General features: G+C 59.8%; 21 protein-coding genes and 1 tRNA gene. 10 read left to right on the plus strand and 12 right to left on the minus strand.

The window, feature by feature from the left end; all coding sequences use genetic code 11:
• Positions 1-232: 232 nt before the first annotated feature.
• Positions 233-309: transfer RNA gene (locus IBX59_RS11935), tRNA-Arg, on the minus strand.
• Between the two features lie 91 nt (positions 310-400).
• On the opposite strand from IBX59_RS11935, the gene IBX59_RS11940 reads away from it, so the two are divergent.
• Positions 401-1,426 carry a LacI family DNA-binding transcriptional regulator gene (locus IBX59_RS11940; protein ID WP_296375806.1) on the plus strand — a complete coding sequence of 342 codons (1,026 nt, stop codon included), beginning with the start codon at positions 401-403 and terminating at the stop codon, positions 1,424-1,426.
• Here IBX59_RS11940 and IBX59_RS11945 read toward each other — a convergent pair.
• Positions 1,423-2,142, minus strand: coding sequence for a hypothetical protein (locus IBX59_RS11945; RefSeq protein ID WP_296375809.1), 720 nt, complete (start codon positions 2,140-2,142; stop codon positions 1,423-1,425). The genes IBX59_RS11940 and IBX59_RS11945 overlap by 4 nt on opposite strands.
• The gene (locus tag IBX59_RS11950) at positions 2,099-2,380 is read right to left on the minus strand and encodes a hypothetical protein (RefSeq protein ID WP_296375811.1); all 282 of its coding nucleotides are present in this window, start codon (positions 2,378-2,380) and stop codon (positions 2,099-2,101) included. Before IBX59_RS11950 ends, IBX59_RS11945 begins: the two co-directional genes overlap by 44 nt.
• A 152-nt stretch (positions 2,381-2,532) precedes the next feature.
• Between IBX59_RS11950 and IBX59_RS11955 the strand changes: the two genes are divergently transcribed.
• The 3 genes from IBX59_RS11955 (at position 2,533) to IBX59_RS11965 (ending at position 4,976) form a co-directional block, all read left to right on the plus strand.
• On the plus strand, positions 2,533-3,021 hold the full coding sequence (locus tag IBX59_RS11955; protein ID WP_296375813.1) for a hypothetical protein: 489 nt from the start codon (positions 2,533-2,535) through the stop codon (positions 3,019-3,021).
• Positions 3,022-3,144: 123 nt separating this feature from the next.
• The gene (locus tag IBX59_RS11960) at positions 3,145-3,762 is read left to right on the plus strand and encodes a ribonuclease HII (RefSeq protein WP_296375859.1); all 618 of its coding nucleotides are present in this window, start codon (positions 3,145-3,147) and stop codon (positions 3,760-3,762) included.
• A gap of 104 nt (positions 3,763-3,866) precedes the next feature.
• A complete protein-coding gene (locus tag IBX59_RS11965; RefSeq protein ID WP_296375816.1) occupies positions 3,867-4,976 on the plus strand; it encodes a site-specific DNA-methyltransferase in 1,110 nt (369 codons plus the stop codon).
• A gap of 108 nt (positions 4,977-5,084) precedes the next feature.
• Here IBX59_RS11965 and IBX59_RS11970 read toward each other — a convergent pair whose 3' ends face one another.
• Both IBX59_RS11970 and mutY read right to left on the minus strand, forming a co-directional pair.
• Positions 5,085-6,227 carry an alkane 1-monooxygenase gene (locus IBX59_RS11970; protein ID WP_296375819.1) on the minus strand — a complete coding sequence of 381 codons (1,143 nt, stop codon included), beginning with the start codon at positions 6,225-6,227 and terminating at the stop codon, positions 5,085-5,087.
• Positions 6,228-6,269: 42 nt separating this feature from the next.
• Positions 6,270-7,313, minus strand: a complete 1,044-nt coding sequence (mutY, locus tag IBX59_RS11975; protein ID WP_296375821.1) for an A/G-specific adenine glycosylase — start codon at positions 7,311-7,313, stop codon at positions 6,270-6,272.
• Positions 7,314-7,380: 67 nt separating this feature from the next.
• Between mutY and IBX59_RS11980 the strand changes: the two genes are divergently transcribed.
• Genes IBX59_RS11980 through IBX59_RS11990 form a run of 3 tightly spaced genes read left to right on the plus strand, consistent with a single transcriptional unit; the run spans position 7,381 to position 9,737 of the window.
• A complete protein-coding gene (locus tag IBX59_RS11980; protein ID WP_296375823.1) occupies positions 7,381-7,890 on the plus strand; it encodes a DUF721 domain-containing protein in 510 nt (169 codons plus the stop codon).
• A gap of 12 nt (positions 7,891-7,902) precedes the next feature.
• Positions 7,903-8,568, plus strand: coding sequence for a DsbA family protein (locus tag IBX59_RS11985; protein ID WP_296375825.1), 666 nt, complete (start codon positions 7,903-7,905; stop codon positions 8,566-8,568).
• Positions 8,565-9,737, plus strand: a complete 1,173-nt coding sequence (locus IBX59_RS11990; RefSeq protein ID WP_296375861.1) for a CaiB/BaiF CoA-transferase family protein — start codon at positions 8,565-8,567, stop codon at positions 9,735-9,737. Before IBX59_RS11985 ends, IBX59_RS11990 begins: the two co-directional genes overlap by 4 nt.
• Here the strand turns inward: IBX59_RS11990 and lpxK are convergent.
• From lpxK to IBX59_RS12020, 6 genes are all read right to left on the minus strand, one after another.
• Positions 9,671-10,669, minus strand: a complete 999-nt coding sequence (lpxK, locus tag IBX59_RS11995; protein ID WP_296375826.1) for a tetraacyldisaccharide 4'-kinase — start codon at positions 10,667-10,669, stop codon at positions 9,671-9,673. The genes IBX59_RS11990 and lpxK overlap by 67 nt on opposite strands.
• On the minus strand, positions 10,670-11,719 hold the full coding sequence (locus tag IBX59_RS12000) for a glycosyltransferase N-terminal domain-containing protein (protein WP_296375828.1): 1,050 nt from the start codon (positions 11,717-11,719) through the stop codon (positions 10,670-10,672). It lies immediately after the preceding gene.
• A gap of 156 nt (positions 11,720-11,875) precedes the next feature.
• A complete protein-coding gene (locus tag IBX59_RS12005; protein ID WP_296375829.1) occupies positions 11,876-12,121 on the minus strand; it encodes a DUF4170 domain-containing protein in 246 nt (81 codons plus the stop codon).
• Positions 12,122-12,157: 36 nt separating this feature from the next.
• Complete coding sequence (locus IBX59_RS12010; RefSeq protein ID WP_296375832.1) at positions 12,158-12,949, minus strand: 3'(2'),5'-bisphosphate nucleotidase CysQ; 792 nt, start codon at positions 12,947-12,949, stop codon at positions 12,158-12,160.
• Positions 12,936-14,282 (minus strand): TldD/PmbA family protein, encoded by a 1,347-nt coding sequence (locus tag IBX59_RS12015; protein WP_296375834.1) that lies wholly within the window; start codon positions 14,280-14,282, stop codon positions 12,936-12,938. Before IBX59_RS12015 ends, IBX59_RS12010 begins: the two co-directional genes overlap by 14 nt.
• Before the next feature lie 130 nt (positions 14,283-14,412).
• On the minus strand, positions 14,413-15,915 hold the full coding sequence (locus IBX59_RS12020; protein ID WP_296375835.1) for a DUF2125 domain-containing protein: 1,503 nt from the start codon (positions 15,913-15,915) through the stop codon (positions 14,413-14,415).
• A gap of 117 nt (positions 15,916-16,032) precedes the next feature.
• Here IBX59_RS12020 and IBX59_RS12025 point away from each other — a divergent pair, with 117 nt between their 5' ends.
• Genes IBX59_RS12025 through IBX59_RS12035 form a run of 3 tightly spaced genes read left to right on the plus strand, consistent with a single transcriptional unit; the run spans position 16,033 to position 18,556 of the window.
• The gene (locus tag IBX59_RS12025) at positions 16,033-16,791 is read left to right on the plus strand and encodes an SDR family oxidoreductase (protein ID WP_296375837.1); all 759 of its coding nucleotides are present in this window, start codon (positions 16,033-16,035) and stop codon (positions 16,789-16,791) included.
• Entirely contained in the window at positions 16,788-17,396 is a 609-nt protein-coding gene (locus IBX59_RS12030) for an enoyl-CoA hydratase/isomerase family protein (RefSeq protein WP_296375839.1), read from the plus strand. Before IBX59_RS12025 ends, IBX59_RS12030 begins: the two co-directional genes overlap by 4 nt.
• Complete coding sequence (locus IBX59_RS12035) at positions 17,393-18,556, plus strand: TIGR03862 family flavoprotein (protein ID WP_296375841.1); 1,164 nt, start codon at positions 17,393-17,395, stop codon at positions 18,554-18,556. The genes IBX59_RS12030 and IBX59_RS12035 overlap by 4 nt, the downstream gene beginning before the upstream one ends.
• Here the strand turns inward: IBX59_RS12035 and IBX59_RS12040 are convergent.
• A complete protein-coding gene (locus tag IBX59_RS12040; protein ID WP_296375843.1) occupies positions 18,538-18,777 on the minus strand; it encodes a hypothetical protein in 240 nt (79 codons plus the stop codon). The two genes, IBX59_RS12035 and IBX59_RS12040, sit on opposite strands and share 19 nt — an antisense overlap.
• Between the last annotated feature and the right edge of the window lie 39 nt (positions 18,778-18,816).

Raw genomic sequence — 18,816 nt, forward strand, 5'->3', positions numbered from 1 at the left:
AGGAACATGATGATCTGTTTGCGCGCGGCGCTGCCGAAGCGGCGTTCGGCGCATTCGTTCGCGACACGCCAGCTCATTGCCGCGCCCCGCGAGGGCCTAAACCGGCTTCAACTTGTACAGGTTTTGTACAGAAATCCTGTCTGCCGCCGCAGATTTCCCCGGGCATCAAACGGGCGTTTCTGCAGCCGCTTTCACAAGCCCCTGACAAAACGCCATATTTTATTGGGTTTTTTGGTGACCCCGGCAGGATTCGAACCTGCAACCTGCCCCTTAGGAGGGGGCTGCTCTATCCAGTTGAGCCACGGGGCCGCTTGGGTCTTTCAATGCCTGCCTTTGACTATCTGGTCAACGGGCCAAAGCGCCGTTATCAATGGTTCAGCAGTGCAAACAGGACATTTTTGTGAACAGTAAGATCAAACGCCCGCTGACCCTGCGCGATGTATCCGAAGCATCCGGCGTCAGTGAAATGACCGTCAGCAGGGTTCTGCGCAACAAGGGCGACGTGAGCGAAGTCACGCGTAAAAAAGTGCAAGAGGCCGCCAAACGTCTGGGATATGTGCCCAACAAAATTGCGGGTGCGCTGGCGTCACAGCGGGTAAATCTGGTGGCAGTCATCATCCCATCACTAGGCAACATGGTTTTTCCAGAGGTTCTGGCGGGGATTTCCCAGGTGCTAGAGAATACTGAACTGCAACCGGTCGTCGGTGTGACGGACTATCTGCCTGAAAAGGAGGAAAAAGTCCTGTTCGAGATGCTGTCATGGCGGCCTTCGGGGGTCATTATCGCAGGGCTGGAACATTCTGAAGCCGCGCGCGCGATGCTGGAACGCGCGGGCATTCCCGTAGTCGAGATCATGGATACCGATGGCGAACCGGTGGATGCCTGCGTCGGCATTTCGCACCGCCGCGCTGGTCGCAAGATGGCAGAGGCGATCATAGCCGCTGGATATAAAAAGATCGGCTTCATGGGAACCAAAATGCCGCTGGACCACCGTGCGCGCAAACGGTTTGAGGGGTTCACCCGTACGCTGGCCAAGGCTGGGGTGGAAATTGCGGATCAGGAATTTTATTCCGGCGGGTCCGCATTGGCCAAGGGCCGCGAAATGACGGCCAAGATGATCACGCGCAGCCCTGATCTGGATTTCTTGTATTATTCGAATGATATGATCGGTGCAGGCGGGTTGTTGTATCTGCTGGAAAAGGGCTTTGATATTCCTGGCCAGATCGGGCTTGCCGGTTTCAACGGGGTGGAATTGCTGGACGGTTTGCCGCGCCAGCTGGCCACAATGGATGCCTGCCGCCGCGAGATTGGAATCAAGGCGGCACAGATCATTGCAGGACATAACGCTGGCGAACCAGCTGTCGATGGCCCGGTGATCGCGCTCAGCCCGAAACTGACCTATGGCGACACATTGCGCCGCAGCTAGATCATGCGAATGACATCCTTGTCGATCGACAGCATATAACCCTTGCGCGCGATATTCTTGACCAGCAATTCGCTGACCATCTGGTTACCCAGCGTATCGCGCAGGCGTTTGATGCGGGTTGCACCTGCCGCCTCGTCGCAGTCAGAGGCATCGCGGCCGGAAATCACACCCTCGATTTCGGCACCTGATAGCACTTCGTCGTCCATCCGCGCCTCGGCCAGCACAGACAGGGTTTCAATCGCGGCTTCGGTCAGCTTGAATTCGAAATTGTTCAGATAAACCGATTTCTGATCGCGGCTGATCAACAGCGAATTCACCGTAATCCCCTGCCTTTCGATCTGGCCCATGCGCCGGTTCAGCGCGATCAGCATCACTAGAAAGGCGATAGCGGCAATCAGCATCGCGGTTGCAAAAACCAACAAAACAAAAATTACGAAACGATAAGATGCCAGTGTGTCGGAAAACGCTGTGCCTGAGCCTGCCAGAATTTCCAGCAACTTGATTTCGGCGTTGCCGGTCAGCGTGTCGTTTTCCACGAACAGCTGTTCCACGCGCGCGTTGAACGCATTCGCATCCGGCAAATTGATAAATAACAATATGGCTGCCAGCGCCAGAATCGTCAGAATCGCGGCAATACCTGCGATGACGATCCTGTTGCCGATTTCGCGCGCCTCAGTAGCGGAGGAAGTATTCACCCGCGCTTTCCTTTCTTTCATCCAGCCCGGCTTCGTCAAAGACGCCAAGCACATTCAGCAATTGCCATCCGTCACGGGCCAGCTTTGGGCGCAACTGTTCCGCAGCGGACTGCCCATCGCAGTCGCCGCGCACCGCTGCCACACCATAGTGCAGGCGCAGGGGATCATCACGTTTTGCCTTGTAATCGGCATAACAATCGGCAGATGCCGTGCCAGCCGTCAGGTAAAGGATCAGGAATGAGGAAAAAAGATGTTTCATGCCGTCAACCTGATCCCAAGTTTACCTGATATTCAATAACGCCCAATGCTATCGCGGCTGCCATCGCATAGCCATACCCCGTTATTGTCTGTCATCGCAGGTGCGCAACAGTCTGGGTTCATCACGACAGCATCAACCGAAAGGATGAACCGATGATTAAACCCATTATTGCCGCGCTAACGGCGCTATCCCTAACATTTGCCACGGTCAGCCCGGCGCAGGCCCAAGGTATCAGCCGCGAAGAGGCGGGCAAACTGCTGATCGGGCTGGCCGCGATCGCCGCCTTAAACGCTGCGCTTGAAAACAGAAAACCCAAACCACAGCCCCCCGCGGCACAAGTCAATAACCGGCCCGATTGGGCACCTCAGGGCCACCGTGGGAACGATTGGTCCAGCCTGCAACAAAAAGAAAAGCAAAAGAAAGGCCACAACGCCTTGCCCGCGACATGCCTGCAAGATGTTGAAAACCGCTTTGGCTCTCAGCGCATGTTCGTGCAACGCTGCCTTGAACGCAATTACCGCCATGTTGACCGCCTGCCAGCCCGATGTGCCGTGCGCGTTTATACCAATAACGGGCCGCGCGAAGGCTTTGACCCGCTTTGCCTGCGGCAGGCCGGATTCACATCTGATCGACGCCGCTAAGGCGTTGAGCAGCAGCGCGGTTCCTTGCCCCGGTTACCGCGCCGCCTTTGGGGCAAAGGGTCCGGTGGTCTTCTTTGCCCCTTTTTTGCTTGAACCATGGCGCCGCTTCTGGTCACTGGGACCATGACCGCACCGGATTTCAGTTTTGAAACAGCCGCCATGGCGCGCGGCCTTGCCCGCATAGCAGGGGTAGACGAAGTGGGGCGCGGCCCGCTGGCCGGGCCTGTTTGCGCCGCCGCTGTTGTGCTGGACCCGGCGCGCATCCCGCCCGGGTTAAACGACAGCAAGAAACTGACCGCCGCCCGGCGCCTCGCGCTTTTTGACCAGATCATCGCGCAAGCCGATGTGTCGATCGCCACCGCGACCGTGGCCGAAATCGACACCCTGAACATCCTGCGCGCATCGCATCTGGCCATGGTGCGTGCGGTTGCAGGCCTTTCATCTTCCCCCGATCATGTGTTGATCGACGGTAATCTGATGCCACGCGGGCTGACCATATCGGCCGAGACGATTATCAGCGGCGACGCGCGCAGCCTGTCGATTGCCGCTGCATCCATCGTGGCCAAAGTGTGGCGCGACAGACACATGGTGGATTTGGCGCAACAGTTTCCCGGCTACGGCTGGGACAAAAACGCCGGATACCCCACCGTGGCCCATAAATCGGCGCTGATAAATCTTGGTGTCACCCCACACCATAGGCGTTCTTTCAAACCAGTGCACAATATCTTGTATCAAGAATAATTCATAAGCCACTGATTCAAAAAAGCTTTTGACACCGAATCGCCTCTGACTCACATTAGGGGCAACCAAAGAGCGGACAATCCGCCGGGGATCAGAGGCAGAAAATGACGATCAAGACGAAAACAAAAGGGGCTTCCGCGCTCCCTCTTAATTCCATACTGGACGGTGACTGCATTGATGTGATGAACAGCCTGCCTGCGGGTTCGGTTGATCTGATCTTTGCAGACCCACCCTACAATCTACAACTCAAGGGTGAACTGCACCGCCCGGACAATTCCAAAGTGGATGCCGTAGATGATGCATGGGACCAGTTTGACAGCTTCAAGGCCTATGACACCTTTACCCGCAACTGGCTGGCCGCCGCACGTCGTCTGTTAAAACCCAATGGCGCGATCTGGGTGATCGGCAGCTATCACAACGTGTTCCGCATGGGTGCGGAATTGCAAAATCAGGGGTTCTGGATCCTGAACGACGTGGTTTGGCGCAAATCCAATCCGATGCCCAATTTCCGCGGCAAACGCCTGACTAACGCCCATGAAACCCTGATCTGGGCATCGAAAGAAGAAGCCAGCAAATACACCTTTAACTACGAGGCGCTAAAGGCGTTGAACGAAGGTGTGCAGATGCGGTCTGACTGGGTGCTGCCGATCTGCACCGGCCATGAGCGGCTGAAAAACGAAGATGGCGACAAGGCGCATCCGACGCAAAAGCCGCAATCGCTGCTGCACCGCGTGCTGGTCGCCACGACGAACCCCGGCGATGTGGTGCTTGACCCGTTCTTTGGCACCGGCACGACAGGTGCGGTTGCGAAAATGCTTGGCCGTGATTTCATCGGGATCGAACGCGAGGCCGCTTACCGTAAGGTCGCGGAAAAACGCATCGCGAACACCCGCAAGTTCGACACCGAAGCATTGCAGGTGTCCACCTCGAAACGCGCGGAACCGCGGGTGGCCTTTGGTGTGCTTGTCGAACGCGGCATGCTGCGCCCAGGTGAGGAACTGTGGTCCATGAACGGCCGCCACAAGGCAAAGGTGCGCGCCGATGGCACGTTGATCGGCGATGACATCAAGGGGTCGATCCATCAGGTCGGCGCCTATCTGGAAGGCGCGCCAAGCTGCAATGGCTGGACCTACTGGCAATTCAAACGCGATGGGCAAAAAGTGCCCATCGATATCTTGCGCCAGCAGATCCGGTCCGAGATGGCCAAACACTAGAATTCAGAAACGAAACCGCCGGTGCCTGCGGGAAACCATGCCATCGTGGTATGGTCCGTGCGCATCCACTTTCCCCCGCCCTCGCAAGATGGCGGGGTTTTTTGATGCTTAGCGTGGCATCGGGTTTGTCGCGGATTTATACGCCGACCAATCGGTGATCTCGGGATAATAGAGCGCGCGCCATTCCCGCACGCGCGGATTCATCACCTTTGCCCAGATCATGGGCGATAGCGCCACCATCGTCATCACTGGATAGCCATAGGGCAATTGCGGGGCTTGGTCCGTGCCATAGGTCTGCAACAGCGGAAACCGCCGACTGGGTTTATAATGGTGATCGGAATGTCGTTGCAGGTTGATCAATAGCCAGTTTGACGCGCGGTGCGCCGCATTCCACGAATGGCGCGGCTGCACATGTTCATATTTGCCATCCCCCAGATGTTTGCGCGTCAGCCCGTAATGTTCGACATAATCCACCAGTTCAAGTTGGAACACCGCCCAAAAGGCCTGGGTCGCAAACAGGAACACCCCCCACCAGCCGCCAATCAGTGCCGCCAGCAGAATAAACCCCGCTTGCAGCCACAAATAGCGCCAGAACGGGTTCGTGCGGTGCCACCACGCCAGCCCCTTGCGGGTCAGCATCGCCTTTTCAGCCATGAACGCCGACACAAGGCACTGCCACAGCACACGCGGAAAGAACCGCCAGAAACTTTCGCCATAGCGCGCCGTCACCGGATCGCGTGGCGTGCCGACATAGCGGTGATGCACCAGCAGATGTTCTGACCGGAAATGCGCATACAGCACCGACGCCAACAGGATATCGGCCAGCCACCGCTCTGCCTTGGGGTTTTGATGCATCAATTCATGCGCATAGGTGATCCCGATGGTGCCCGACAAAATGCCCAGCCCTGCAAACAGCGCCCATTCCTCGAATCGGGACAGATGGCCTGATAGGGTGACATAAATCATCAACCCGAAGATCGTGATCAGTTGCACCGGCCCCCAGATCAGGGTGATCAGGCGATACCAGAAAAGCTGGCTTTCAGGGGTGTCAGGGTCGGGGTTTTGAGTGTTCAGCCCCAAAACGAAATCCAACCCGGTGAACAGATACCATGTGGACAGCGGCAAAAGCAGGATCCACCAGCCCCCTTGCACCGCAACAAAAACGGCCAGCGGCACAAGTGCCAGCGACAGCGCAAACGGGAATGCCGCGCTGAACCTTGCAACAGGAGAAATACCAAGAATCGCCGTCATACTGGTCCTTTTGCCCGATGCTAGAACTGCCGCACTGGCATCTCAACCATCGCGTAGCGTCACAGCGGCAAGATCATAGACCTTGCGCATCACCGTCGGCAGTGCGGCGGGGCGAAGGGGCATGAACTGCCCCCGCTCGGGCGCGGCATCCTGCGCCACATGTGCCAGCATAATCGTTAAACGCAGGTGAAAATGGGTGAACGTATGCCGTGCCTGGGCATCCAACACGTGCCAGTCAGCCTGAAGGGGGGGTGCGGGGTCCGGCGCATCCGACCACGCTGACCCGGGCCAGCCCAGCATGCCGCCTAACAAACCACTTTCAGGGCGGGTTTCCAGCAACCACGCGCCATCTGCACGGCGCGCGACATAGGCGATGCCAAAGCGTGTCGGCGTTTTCTTTTTTGGTGTCTTTTTGGGCAACTCTGCCGCTGTTCCCGCAATCCGCGCCGCGCAAGGGTCACGCAAGGGGCAAATGCCACAGGCCGGACTGCGCGGCGTGCAGATCGTGGCACCCAGATCCATCACCGCCTGCGCATAATCACCAGGGCGGTATTGCGGCGTCATTGCACGGGCCAGCGCTGTCAATTCCGGCTTTGCGGCAGGCAAGGGCGTATGCACATCATAAAACCGCGCCATCACCCGTTCAACATTGCCATCCACCACGGTTTCAGGGCTGTCAAAGGCAATCGCGGCAACTGCCGCCGCTGTGTAAGGGCCGATGCCCGGCAAGCTCAACAGCGCATCACGTGTTTCGGGAAACCGCCCCCCATGTTCAGCCACAACCACCCGGGCGCACTTCAGCAGATTGCGCGCGCGGGCGTAATAGCCAAGACCGGCCCATGCGGCCATGACATCGGCATCATCCGCCGCTGCCAGATCGGTAACCGTTGGCCAAATTTCTAGAAATTTGGCATGATATCCCCGCACGGCGGCAACGGTGGTTTGCTGCAACATGACCTCGGACAGCCAGACCGCATAGGGGTCGGGCAACACACCCGCCTTACGTGCGGCAGGTGGGGTGCGCCAGGGCATGTCGCGGGCATGAATATCATACCATGCCAGTAATGCCGCCGCTTGGTCACGCAATGTTTATTTCCTCTTTAACACGGTTATGCTGGTGTGAACCGTCAGATGCCTTAGATAGTTTGGTAAGATGAAACAGACACGGCACACCAGCACAACCCGCGGATTTTCCCGGGCGGCGACATTGCTTCAGCCCCGTATCCGCGCGGCAAGCGAAGACCGTGGCTTTGCCGTAACCCGCCTTTTGACCCATTGGGCCGAAGTTGTGGGCGAAGCCACCGCGGCAATCGCAACACCGGTTACGATCACCTATGGCAAAGGTGGCATGGGCGCTACGCTGGTGGTGCTGACCACAGGCGCACAGGCGCCAATGCTGGACATGCAAAAGGAACAGATCCGCGACAAGGTCAACGCCTGCTATGGTTACCGTGCCATTGCCCGCGTCAGGATCACGCAAACCGCGCCCACAGGCTTTGCCGATGGGCGCGTGGCCTTTGCGCCTGCGCCGAAAACCGCCCGCATCCCGGATCCGGCGGTGCAATCGGCGGCAAAGGCGCTATCTGACGACGTTGAAAATGACGAACTGCGCGCAGCCCTTGCGGCCTTGGGCGCAAATGTCTTATCGAAACAAAAACCCTGATCAGAGGTGAACATGGAACGCAGAACTCTTTTGACTGTCGGCGCTGGTGCGCTTGTCGCACTTGGCGCAGGCTGGGCTGTTACACGCCCCGACCCACAATCCGGCCTGCTGCCCGGTGCAGCCAATGCGCAAGCGACTGACGGCGCACTGCCAGACGTCATGGAAATGGTGCAGGGCAATCCCGACGCTGCCGTCGAGGTGATTGAATACGCATCCTATACTTGCCCGCATTGCGCCAGTTTCCACGCCAACCAGTATCAATCGCTCAAGGCAAATTACATCGACACCGGCAAGATCCGCTTTGTCTATCGCGAGGTGTATTTTGATCGCCCCGGTCTGTGGGCGTCGATGATTGCGCGTTGCCCCAACGACACGAATTTCTTTTTCGGCTTAAGCGAAGTGCTGTATGAAAAACAGCGTGAATGGCTGGCAAGCGGTGATCCGGCGACGATCGTGCAGGATCTGCGCAAAATTGCAAAAACCGCCGGTCTGGATGATGCCGCCCTTGATGCCTGCCTGAGCGATGGGCCAAAGGCCGAAAGCCTGTTCAACTGGTATCAGACCAACGCGGATCGTGACAATATCACCGGCACACCAAGTTTCATGATCGACGGTCAGAAATATTCCAATATGGCCTACGACGAATTTGCCCGTATTCTGGATGAAAAGATCGGCTGATGCAGCCACTGACCGGGCTGAAAGTGGTCGAACTGGCCCGCGTGCTGGCCGGCCCGATAGCGGGCCAGACGCTGGCCGATCTGGGGGCGGATGTGATCAAGGTGGAAAGCCCCGCTGGCGATGATACGCGCCAGTGGGGGCCACCATTCGTCGATCATGACGATGAGGTCGCCGCCGCCTATTTCCACAGCTGCAACCGGGGGAAAAAATCGGTTGTCATCGACTTTCGCACGCCCGAGGGGCAGGCGCAGGTGCGCAGGCTGGTTGCCGATGCCGATATTCTGATCGAGAATTTCAAGGTTGGCGGGCTGGCCAAATACGGGCTGGATTACGCCAACCTGTCGGCACTGAACCCCCGCCTGATCTATTGTTCGATCACCGGCTTTGGGCAAACCGGCCCTTATGCCAAACGTGCGGGATATGATTACATCATTCAGGGAATGTCGGGGCTGATGTCGGTGACCGGCGAACCGGATGGCCAGCCGCAAAAGGTGGGCGTCGCGGTCACGGATATCTTCACCGGCATTTATGCCTGCACCGGCATTCTGGCCGCTGTCCATCAACGCCAGACCACGGGGCGCGGCCAGCATATCGACATGGCGCTGCTGGATGTTGCGACAGCGGTGATGACCAATCAGGCGATGAATTATCTGGTGACAGGTAAACCGCCGCAGCGCATGGGCAATGCACACCCTAATATCGTGCCTTATCAGGTGTTTGACTGCGCCGACGGCTATATCATAGTGGCCAGCGGCAATGACCGGCAATATCGCAAATTCTGCACCCTGCTGGATTTGCCCGCGCTGGCCAACGATCCGGCCTATGCCACCAATCAGGCGCGTCTGGCCAACCGCGATGCGCTGGCGGGGTTGTTGACGGCCCAAACCATCAAATGGACCAAGGCCGATTTGTTAACCGCTTGCGAAACCCACGGTGTGCCCGCAGGCCCGATCAATGACATGGCAGAGGTGTTTGCCGATCCCCAGATCATCCACCGGCGGATGAAGGTTGATCTGGACGGTGTGCCATCGGTGCGGTTGCCAATTTCGTTTTCAGATGCCGATGTCATGCCAAAACGTCCATCGCCTACATTGGGCAGCGATCAGGCGTTACTGGACAGCCCCAACCTGTCCAATGCCGCATCCAGCGGCGACCAGTCCACCACCTGAAGCCGCACCGGCAGGGTCAGCACCTTGGCCCGAAAACTGTCGGGCAGGCGCACCGCGTCTTTTTCGGTGGTGACAAGCTGCGCGCCGCGCGCCTGCGCCTCGATCTCTAGCCGTTTCATCAGGGCATCGGTCAGAGGTTGATGATCTGACAGCGCCTCGGCCCGAACGATATCGGCACCCATATCGCGCAGCGTGACAAAGAATTTTTCCGGGTGGCCGATACCCGCAAAGGCCAACAGCCGCAAATCGCGCCACGGCATACCAGTGGGCAGTGGCGCCAGATGGCCCTGCATCACGGGAACATCCACTGGCCATTGCGCGGTAAACCTGTCCTGCGCGGCAGGTGGCCCGATGCACAGCAGCAGATCGGCCCGTTTCAGCCCGGCACCTATGGTTTCGCGCAGCGGCCCGGCGGGCAGCACTCGCCCGTTGCCGAACCCGCGCAACGCATCCACCACAACCAGCGACAAATCCTTGGCCACCGATGGATTCTGAAACCCGTCATCCAGCAAGATAACCGTGGCACCCGCCGCTTCGGCCTGTTTTACCCCTGCAGCGCGGTCCCTGGCCACCCATGTGGGCGCAAAGGCGGCCAGCAACAGCGGCTCGTCCCCGGTTTGACTGGCAGTGTGCGCGCGTTCGTCAACCTGCACCGGCCCCGCCAGCGACCCGCCATAGCCGCGGCTGACCACATGCGGCACCTGTCCGCGCGCCTGCAACCGTGCGATCAGCGCGATCGTCGTCGGTGTCTTGCCGGTGCCACCCACGTTGATGTTGCCCACGCAGATCACCGGCACGGCAGAACGATACCCATGCGCTTTGCGCATCCGACGCGCCGTTGCCCATCCGTAAAGCCAGCCAAGCGGTGCCAGCGCCCGCGCCTTGACAGAGGGCCGGTCCGGCGGCGTGAACCAAAAGGCAGGCGCAGTCATTCAGAACCCCAGTTCTGCAAGACGCCGCTGGATCATGCCAGCGATCCGGTTGGTCACATCCGCGCCGCGCGATGTCACATCCCATGCGGCGTGCGCCAATTGTGCCGCCTTGTCAGGAGCTAGCAGCTTTTCGACACAGTGCCCCAGATCATCCGCCGACCGGATCAGGCATGACGCACCCGCTGCATGAAGGCGGGCGGCATGTTTTTCATAAGGCGTCACCCGCGCGCCATACACCACCACAGAGCCAAGCGCCGCCGCCTCGTACGCGTCCCGGCATGGGGCACCATGCAGCGTGCCGCCCAGATACGTAATTGGCGAAATCCGATACCACAGGCCCAAATCTTCTGCGGTATCGACAACGTAGGCCTGCATGGGGTCTGTCGGAGCAGGGTCATGCGACCGCAGCGCGACATGCAATCCGGCCGCACGCATCCGTGCGGCGAATTCAATGCCATCGCTCGCCACCCTTGGCACAATGATCAGCAACAACCGGTGCGCCCTGCGGCTTGCCATCACATGCGCGGTGCAAAGGTCTACGCATTCATCCAGATCCGCACCAGCAGCCAACCAGACCGGGCGTGTCATGATCGCAGCTGACAGAGCTTGGCGCTGATTTTCATCGCAGGGTAACGGCGGAGCGCAATCTTCCATGGACCCGGTAACTTGCACGACATCCGCGCGCGCGCCTGCGCGGATCAGCCGGTCAGCCGTTGTCTGATCAAGCGTCAGAACCGCATCGAACCGCGACAGCACCGTCCGTAACACGCCGGGCATCCAGTTGCGCGTCGTCAGGTCAAGCCCCGCAATCGTGGCATCCACCAAAAACATCCGCAACCCTGCCGCGCGGGCTTCTCGCAGGATTGCGGGGTCAAGGTTTCCCCGCATCCAGACAACGATCACCGGTTTCCAGTCTGCGATAAACGCGCGGATATTTGCCTTGCCCAAAGGTTCGGGAAGCGCAACTTCGCGCAGGCTGTTGTTCCACCGTGTCAATGTGGCGATGACGTGAACAGGGTCGCCATCTTCGCGCAGTTTACGGTCAAGCATGTCCACTGCAGCCAGCTGCGCCGGGTCACTGCACCGGACCCAGATCACTGGCCCCGACATGTGCGGTGACTGCGGGCCGTTTGCCGCGCCCTGACCCGTTGCGACCAATCTGCCAAGATAAGCCGCGACAGAATAAGACCGCCCCATCGCCGTAAATCAGTCTCCGAGTTCTTCGGTTGGCGAAGCTTCAACTTCTTCATCCCGCAGACGATGAATATGCGCAATGAAATAGCGCATATGCGCGTTGTCCACGGTGCGCTGCGCGGCGGATTTCCATGCGTTATAAGCGGATGCATAATCGGGATACATCCCAACGACGTCAATTGCCGCAATATCCTTGAAGGCATTCTTCGTCGGGTCGATCAATTCGCCACCAAATACGAGGTGCAGGCGCTGTGTCATGGTAAAATCCTTTGTGGTTACCGCTTCGGCGTCACCCTATGCCTTTGCGAGCGGCGGCTCAAGGCGCTGGGCCAGACCCGCGTGAAGTTCCGGCCCTGCAGCCAGAACGCCGGGAACTTGCGGGTGAGGGTTGTTGAACCGCAGCGGCAAGCCAGTGGGATCTGTCACTGTCGCCCCCGCCTCGGACGCAATCAAGGCCCCTGCGGCAATGTCCCATTCCCAGCTGGGGCGCAGGGTGATCATGCCATCAAACCTGCCTTGCGCCACAAGGCAAAGCCGATAGGCCAACGATGACCGGAACGCCCGCTTGATCGGCGGTGTGATCCCTTGCTGCCAGAAATGGCCTTCGAAACTGGGTTTATTCGCCAGAACTGTGGCGCCATGCAACGGCGCGGACGTCACTTGCACAGGTTCGCCATTAACCATGGCGCCACCCCGATAGGTTGCAGCAAACATAAGATCGCGCATCGGCAGATAAACAGCCGCCGCCAACACCTGCCCATCCGCGACCACAGCAAGCGAATGCGCCCAGTCGTGACTGCCCGCGATAAAGGCGCGGGTGCCGTCGATCGGGTCAATCACAAATTGCCGCGCAGTGGACAGGCGGTGCGCCGTATCTTCGGTTTCTTCAGACAACCAGCCATAGTCAGGGCGGGCCGAAGCCAGCGTTTCATGCAGCATCCGGTTGACGGCCAGATCAGCCGCCGTCACCGGGCCCGCACCTGCGGGTTTGTCTGTCACGACAGGATTATTGCCGAAATATCCCTTTGCGATGTCGCCTGCCACCCGGGCAGCGCCCATCAACAGGGCAAGATCAGTCACCGGCAAGCGTCAGCCCCTCGACCAAAAGCGATGGCACAACGCGCGACAGATGGGTGCGCGCATCATTGGCCGGAATGATCCGCAGCAGCATGTCGCGCAGATTGCCCGCCACGGTGCATTCGTTCACCGGATAAGCCAGTTCACCGTTTTCAACCCAGAACCCCGCTGCCCCGCGCGAATAATCGCCCGTGTTGGGGTTGATCGTGGACCCGATCATTGACGTGATCAGCAGCCCCGTACCCATGTCGCGCAGCAAATCATCGCGGCTTTGTGTGCCTTGGGTCAGCGCGACGTTCGACACGCTGGGTGATGGTGGCGCACCGGTGCCGCGGGCGGCGTTGGCAGTGCTTTGCACCCCCAACTTGCGGGCCGTTGCCAGATCAAGCGTCCAGCCCGTCAGCATCCCGTCGTCCACGATGGCGCGGCGCGCGGTGGGCAAGCCTTCGGCGTCAAACATGCGCGACCCCGATGCGCGCGGGCGGCGGGGGTCTTCGATCAGGGACAAGCCCTTGGGCAAAACCTGTTCGCCCAGCGCGTCGCGCAGCCAGCTTGACCCGCGCGCGATCATCATGCCATTGCTGGCCTGCAACAAACTGCCAATCAACGAATTGGCGATGCGTTCGTCGAACAGCACCGGGTAGGCACCGGTTTTAGGCCGGCGGGCGCCGGCACGTTCAACCGCACGCGCGGCAGCCTTCGCGCCAATATCATCGGCGTCGCGCAGGTCAGATTGGAAAATCCGACTGTCATAGTCGTAATCACGTTCCATCCCCGTGCCCGTGCCGCTGATCGCAACGCAGGACAGGCCCCGATCAGTGCGGGTATAGCCGCCCGAAAATCCGTTGGATGCCGCCAGATGCACACGGGTGCGGCCATAGCCCGCCGACGCCGATTGCACCTGACTGACACCGGGGTTGCGGAGCGCCGCGGCCTCTGCCCGTGTGGCATCGTCTTGCAGGGCGGCTGGATCTGGTTCGGCGCTGGGATCATACAGTTCCAGCGCCGCGCTATCCGTTTCGCCCGCAAGCTGCGCAGGGTCAGCAAGGCCGGCATAGGGGTCTTCGGGCGCTTCGCGGGCCATCGTCACAGCCCGTGCCGCCATCTGCGCGATGATGTCCGGCTTGGTATCGGATGACGACACACAGGCCTGCCGCTGCCCCACCAGCACACGCAGGCCAACCTCGACCCCCTCGGACCGTTCAGCCTGTTCCAGCGCACCACCACGCACAGCGATCGAAACAGATGTGCCATCAACGGCGATCGCATCAGCACTGTCCGCACCGGCACGGCGCGCCGCATCCAAAAGCTGTTGCGTCAGATCAGAAAGCGATTTTGTCATAGTGTATCCTTTGTTCGCTTTTCAGGTAGTGCGCAGCGACGACCCCCGCAAGGCCATTGGCCCCGTCGCCCGGCACAAATGCAAACGGCGCAACGGTTGCCCATTGCGCCGCAGCCTTGCTGGCAAAGGGTTAACGCAGCCGTTGGCCGTTCACGATGACATGCCCCTGAGCGTTCACCTCGACCCGCGTTTCAAGCTGGTCATCACCCGTGACGCGGGCAAACATGCCCAGCATCATCCGACCCGCCATGATCTGATCCTGCGGGATCAGGCCCATCGCAACCAGATTGTCCATCAGACGGTTCAGACCCGTGACTTCGATCAGCGCACTGCCTTCGGGGCGCGGCATCCCGTCGAATGTTTCCAGATCGGAATTATCAAAGGTGAAATTGCCGGTGCCGGTCAACAACGCCCCGGCCAGTGCCAGACGCAGCCTGTTCACGACCAGTGTATTAAGTGCAACCGGCATTTCCGCACTGTCCAGATCCATGTCTTGTTCGGGATTCATCAGGTTGACCATGGGCGTGGCCGTTCCCGAAACATCCAGTGCAATGGTGGCCGGATCACGAGCCAGCACGCCAGCAGGGTCGAACATATCCCAGACCACGTCATTTACGGTCAGATCGGCCAAATCGAAGTTCAGGCCGAAATCGGCGGGTTCATCAGCCCGTGACAATGGCATTGAAAACCCAAGGCCGTATTTGGCCAATTGCAGTTCAATCGGAACCGGGAAATTGGGCACCAGCACATTGACGGCAATGTCGGTTGTCTGCGCGTCATAGGCCAAGTTGTCGCCATTCAGCCGGAAATTCAGGCGCCCGGCACCCGTGTTGACCGCACCTGCAACCCTGCCGCCCTCTGCTTCGATATCAAAGACATAGGCAGAACTGGCCACCGAATAACCGCCGTCAATCGAAAATCCACTGGCGATCATCACGTCAGGATTTTCAAAATCAGGGTCCAGCGGCATTGTCATGTCCGCTTGCGCGGTGATGTCGCTGATCTTGCCATTGGCGGTGATCACGCCGCCATCATCTTCGGGCAGCGCGATATCAACCAACAGATCAACCGATGCCACGTTCAGGGCATAGGACAGATCACGCAGATCACCGGTGCGGCTGGTGTAGATGCCGCTGATGTCGTGCGCCGTGGCACTAGCGTCGCCGGTAAAGGTTACATCGCCGTTCACAACATCACCAAGCGCGATTTCATACCGGTCAGCGGAAATCGCATAGCGCAGGTCATCAGTGTCGCCGCTGACAATCAGGTCCAGCCCGCTTTGACTGACCAAAAGGGTGACGATAACACCGTCATCATCGGTCATCGTGATCGGATAGCTTTCAGCCATGGCAATGCTGACGGTGCCATCGCCGCGTTCGGAAAATAGCACATCACCCAGAAAAACCCGAACCTCGGTCAGATCATCATCCATCCGCAGCACGATGTCGCGAACTGCCACGGTGGTTGCAGTGGTTTCTTCGCTGCCGATGGACACGCTATCATCGCCATAAAGGGCAAACTGCGCTTTCCAATCCTCCCAGACCTGGGCTGCCGTCACCTCGGCCTGTGCCGCACCACCTGCAAAAATTGCGGCGATACAGACAGCCCCGCGCATTTTGTTCATATAGGTCATTCAACTGCCTTTCGTTTAATCCCTTTGAGACGAATCCATGCCTTGCACTATGCTTCAAGGTGCGGAACTGACGTCATGGTAACTAAAGACCCCACAGGCATACCGAAAGGGAAAATTGTGAAAAACTATTCAATGGACGGTAAAACCGTCATGATCACCGGGGCAAGCCGTGGTATCGGGGCAGCGACCGCGCGCGCCTTTGCCGCTGCGGGGGCCAATGTGGCACTGATTGCTCGCAGCACCGATGCCATCGCAGAGCTTGCCGGTGAAATCGGCGAAAAGGCGCTGGCGATTCCATGCGATGTCGCGCGCTACAACAACGTGGCCGCCGCTGTTTCCGCCACCGCGGAAACCTTTGGCGGTCTGGATGTGCTGATCGGAAATGCCGGGGTGATCGACCCGATTGGCCATCTGCATGACAACGACCCCGATACATGGTCGCGCACCATCGACATCAACCTCAAAGGCGTAATGCACGGCATGCGCGCGGCCATGCCGGGCATGATCGCGCAGGGGCACGGCACGATCATCACGATTTCGTCAGGCGCGGCGCATGGCCCGGTCGAAGGTTGGTCGGCCTACTGCGCGTCCAAGGCCGGGGCCTTTATGCTGACCCGCACAGCCGACCTTGAGGCGCGCGAAAAGGGGCTGCGCATCATGGGGCTATCGCCCGGCACCGTCGCCACCGACATGCAGCGCGAGATCAAGGCCTCGGGCATCAACCCCGTCAGCCAGTTGGACTGGACTGACCACATTCCACCCGAATGGCCGGCACAGGCGCTGCTATGGATGTGCACCGGCGCTGCTGACGGCTATCTGGGCACCGATATCAGCCTGCGCGATGAAGATATCCGGCAAAAAGTAGGCCTGATATGATTTCTTTGAAGCGCGACACTGCGCTGTGGACCGTGACCATCGACCGCCCCGAAAAGGCCGGTGCGCTGACCCGCGACATGCTGGTGCAACTGGCCGAGATTGCCGAGGCCGCGACCGAGGCCAAGGCGCTGATCCTGACCGGCACCGGCAAGGTGTTCAGCGCCGGGGCCGACCTAGATGCCGCGCGCGCCGGTCTGGCAACCGATCCTGTGTGGGAACGGCTGTCCGGTGCCATCGCCGCGCTGCCCTGCCTGACGATTGCGGCATTGAACGGCACGCTTGCCGGGGGTGCCTTTGGCATGGTGCTGGCCTGTGATCTGCGGATCGCGGTTCCAGGGGCGAAATTCTTTTATCCGGTGATGAAGCTGGGCTTTCTGCCGCAACCCTCTGACCCTCTGCGCATGGCTGCCCTGATCGGACCTGCGCGCACCAAGATGATATTGATGGGGGGGCAGAAAATCACAGCAGAGCAGGCGTTGGGCTGGGGCCTGATCGACGAAATCGTCGCACCGGATGCCTTGCACGACAGGGCGACCGCTTTGGCACAGGACGCCTTGCAGGCCGACCTCACCCATATCGCCGGGATAAAGCGGCTGATCAGATGACCGATGCGCTGATCATCGGGGCAGGTCCGGCAGGGTTGATGGCAGCAGAAGTGCTGTCGCAGGCGGGGGTGCGCGTGACTGTCGCGGATGCGATGCCTTCGGTGGGGCGCAAATTCCTGATGGCGGGCAAATCGGGGCTGAACCTGACCAAGGATGAAAACACCGCCGATTTTCTGGCGGCCTATGGCGATGCGCCCGACATGATGCGCCGCGCGGTGGGCGATTTTGGCCCAGACGCGGTGATGGACTGGGCCAAGGGGCTGGGCCAGCCGTTGTTCACCGGATCGACCGGGCGGGTGTTTCCAGAGGTGATGAAGGCATCGCCGCTGCTGCGCGCATGGCTGGCGCGGCTGGGTGACCACGGGGTCACGTTGCGCACCCGCTGGCGCTGGTGCGGGTGGGACGGGGCGCAGACACTGTTCGACACACCCCAAGGGCGCGTGACCATCACACCCAAAATCACCGTGCTGGCGCTGGGCGGGGCCAGTTGGGCGCGGCTTGGGTCTGATGGGCAGTGGGCGCGGTTTCTGCCCGATGACGTTGCCCCCTTTGCCCCAGCCAATATGGGGCTTGTTGTGCATTGGTCTGATCACATGGCGCGGTTTCTGGGCCAGCCTGTCAAATCCACCGCGCTTTCTGCCGGTGGCGCAACCACCCGGGGCGAATGGATCATTTCCGCCCAAGGCATTGAGGGCGGAGGGGTTTACATGTTGTCGCGCGCGCTGCGTTTTGGTGCGCCGCTGGTGGCTGATCTGCTGCCAGATTGGCCACTGGGCCGCATCCGCGCCGCACTGCAAAAACCACGCGGCAAGACCAGCCTGTCGAACCATCTGCGTAAAGTGCTGCGGCTGGACCCGGTGCGCATCGCGCTGTTGTCAGAGTTCGGGCGCCCTTTTCCCGATGATCTGGCACCGCTGATCAAGGCGCTGCCGGTCCGGCACGCAGGCCCGCGCCCCATGGATCAGGCGATTTCAACCGCCGGTGGCGTCCGGTTCGATGCACTGACAGAAGGGTTGATGCTGCGCGACAGACCGGGCGTGTTTTGCGCCGGTGAAATGCTGGATTGGGAAGCCCCGACCGGCGGTTACCTCATCACCGGTTGCCTTGCGACCGGGCGCTGGGCCGGACGGGCCGCCATAGCCTATGCCAACAGCCGTTGAAGCGCGGGGCGGTCGCACATGCGGGCATGATAGGCCTGCACCACGTCTTGCGATATTGGAAAGTTGACGCCCGCCCCCCAGTTCGGACAATTGGCACAAATGATATCGGGCACGGTCATCGTGTCACCCATCAGGAACGGCCCCGCAATCCGCTGCGCTAGCTGGTCCAGACTGCGCGACCATTCCCATTTCAGGCTGTCCTTGATCGCAGGCAGGGGCACTGCGACGGTTTATACCGCCCTGGCAGGCGCATTCGGGAT

Source organism: Yoonia sp. (genome assembly GCF_014859355.1).
Lineage (GTDB): Bacteria > Pseudomonadota > Alphaproteobacteria > Rhodobacterales > Rhodobacteraceae > Yoonia.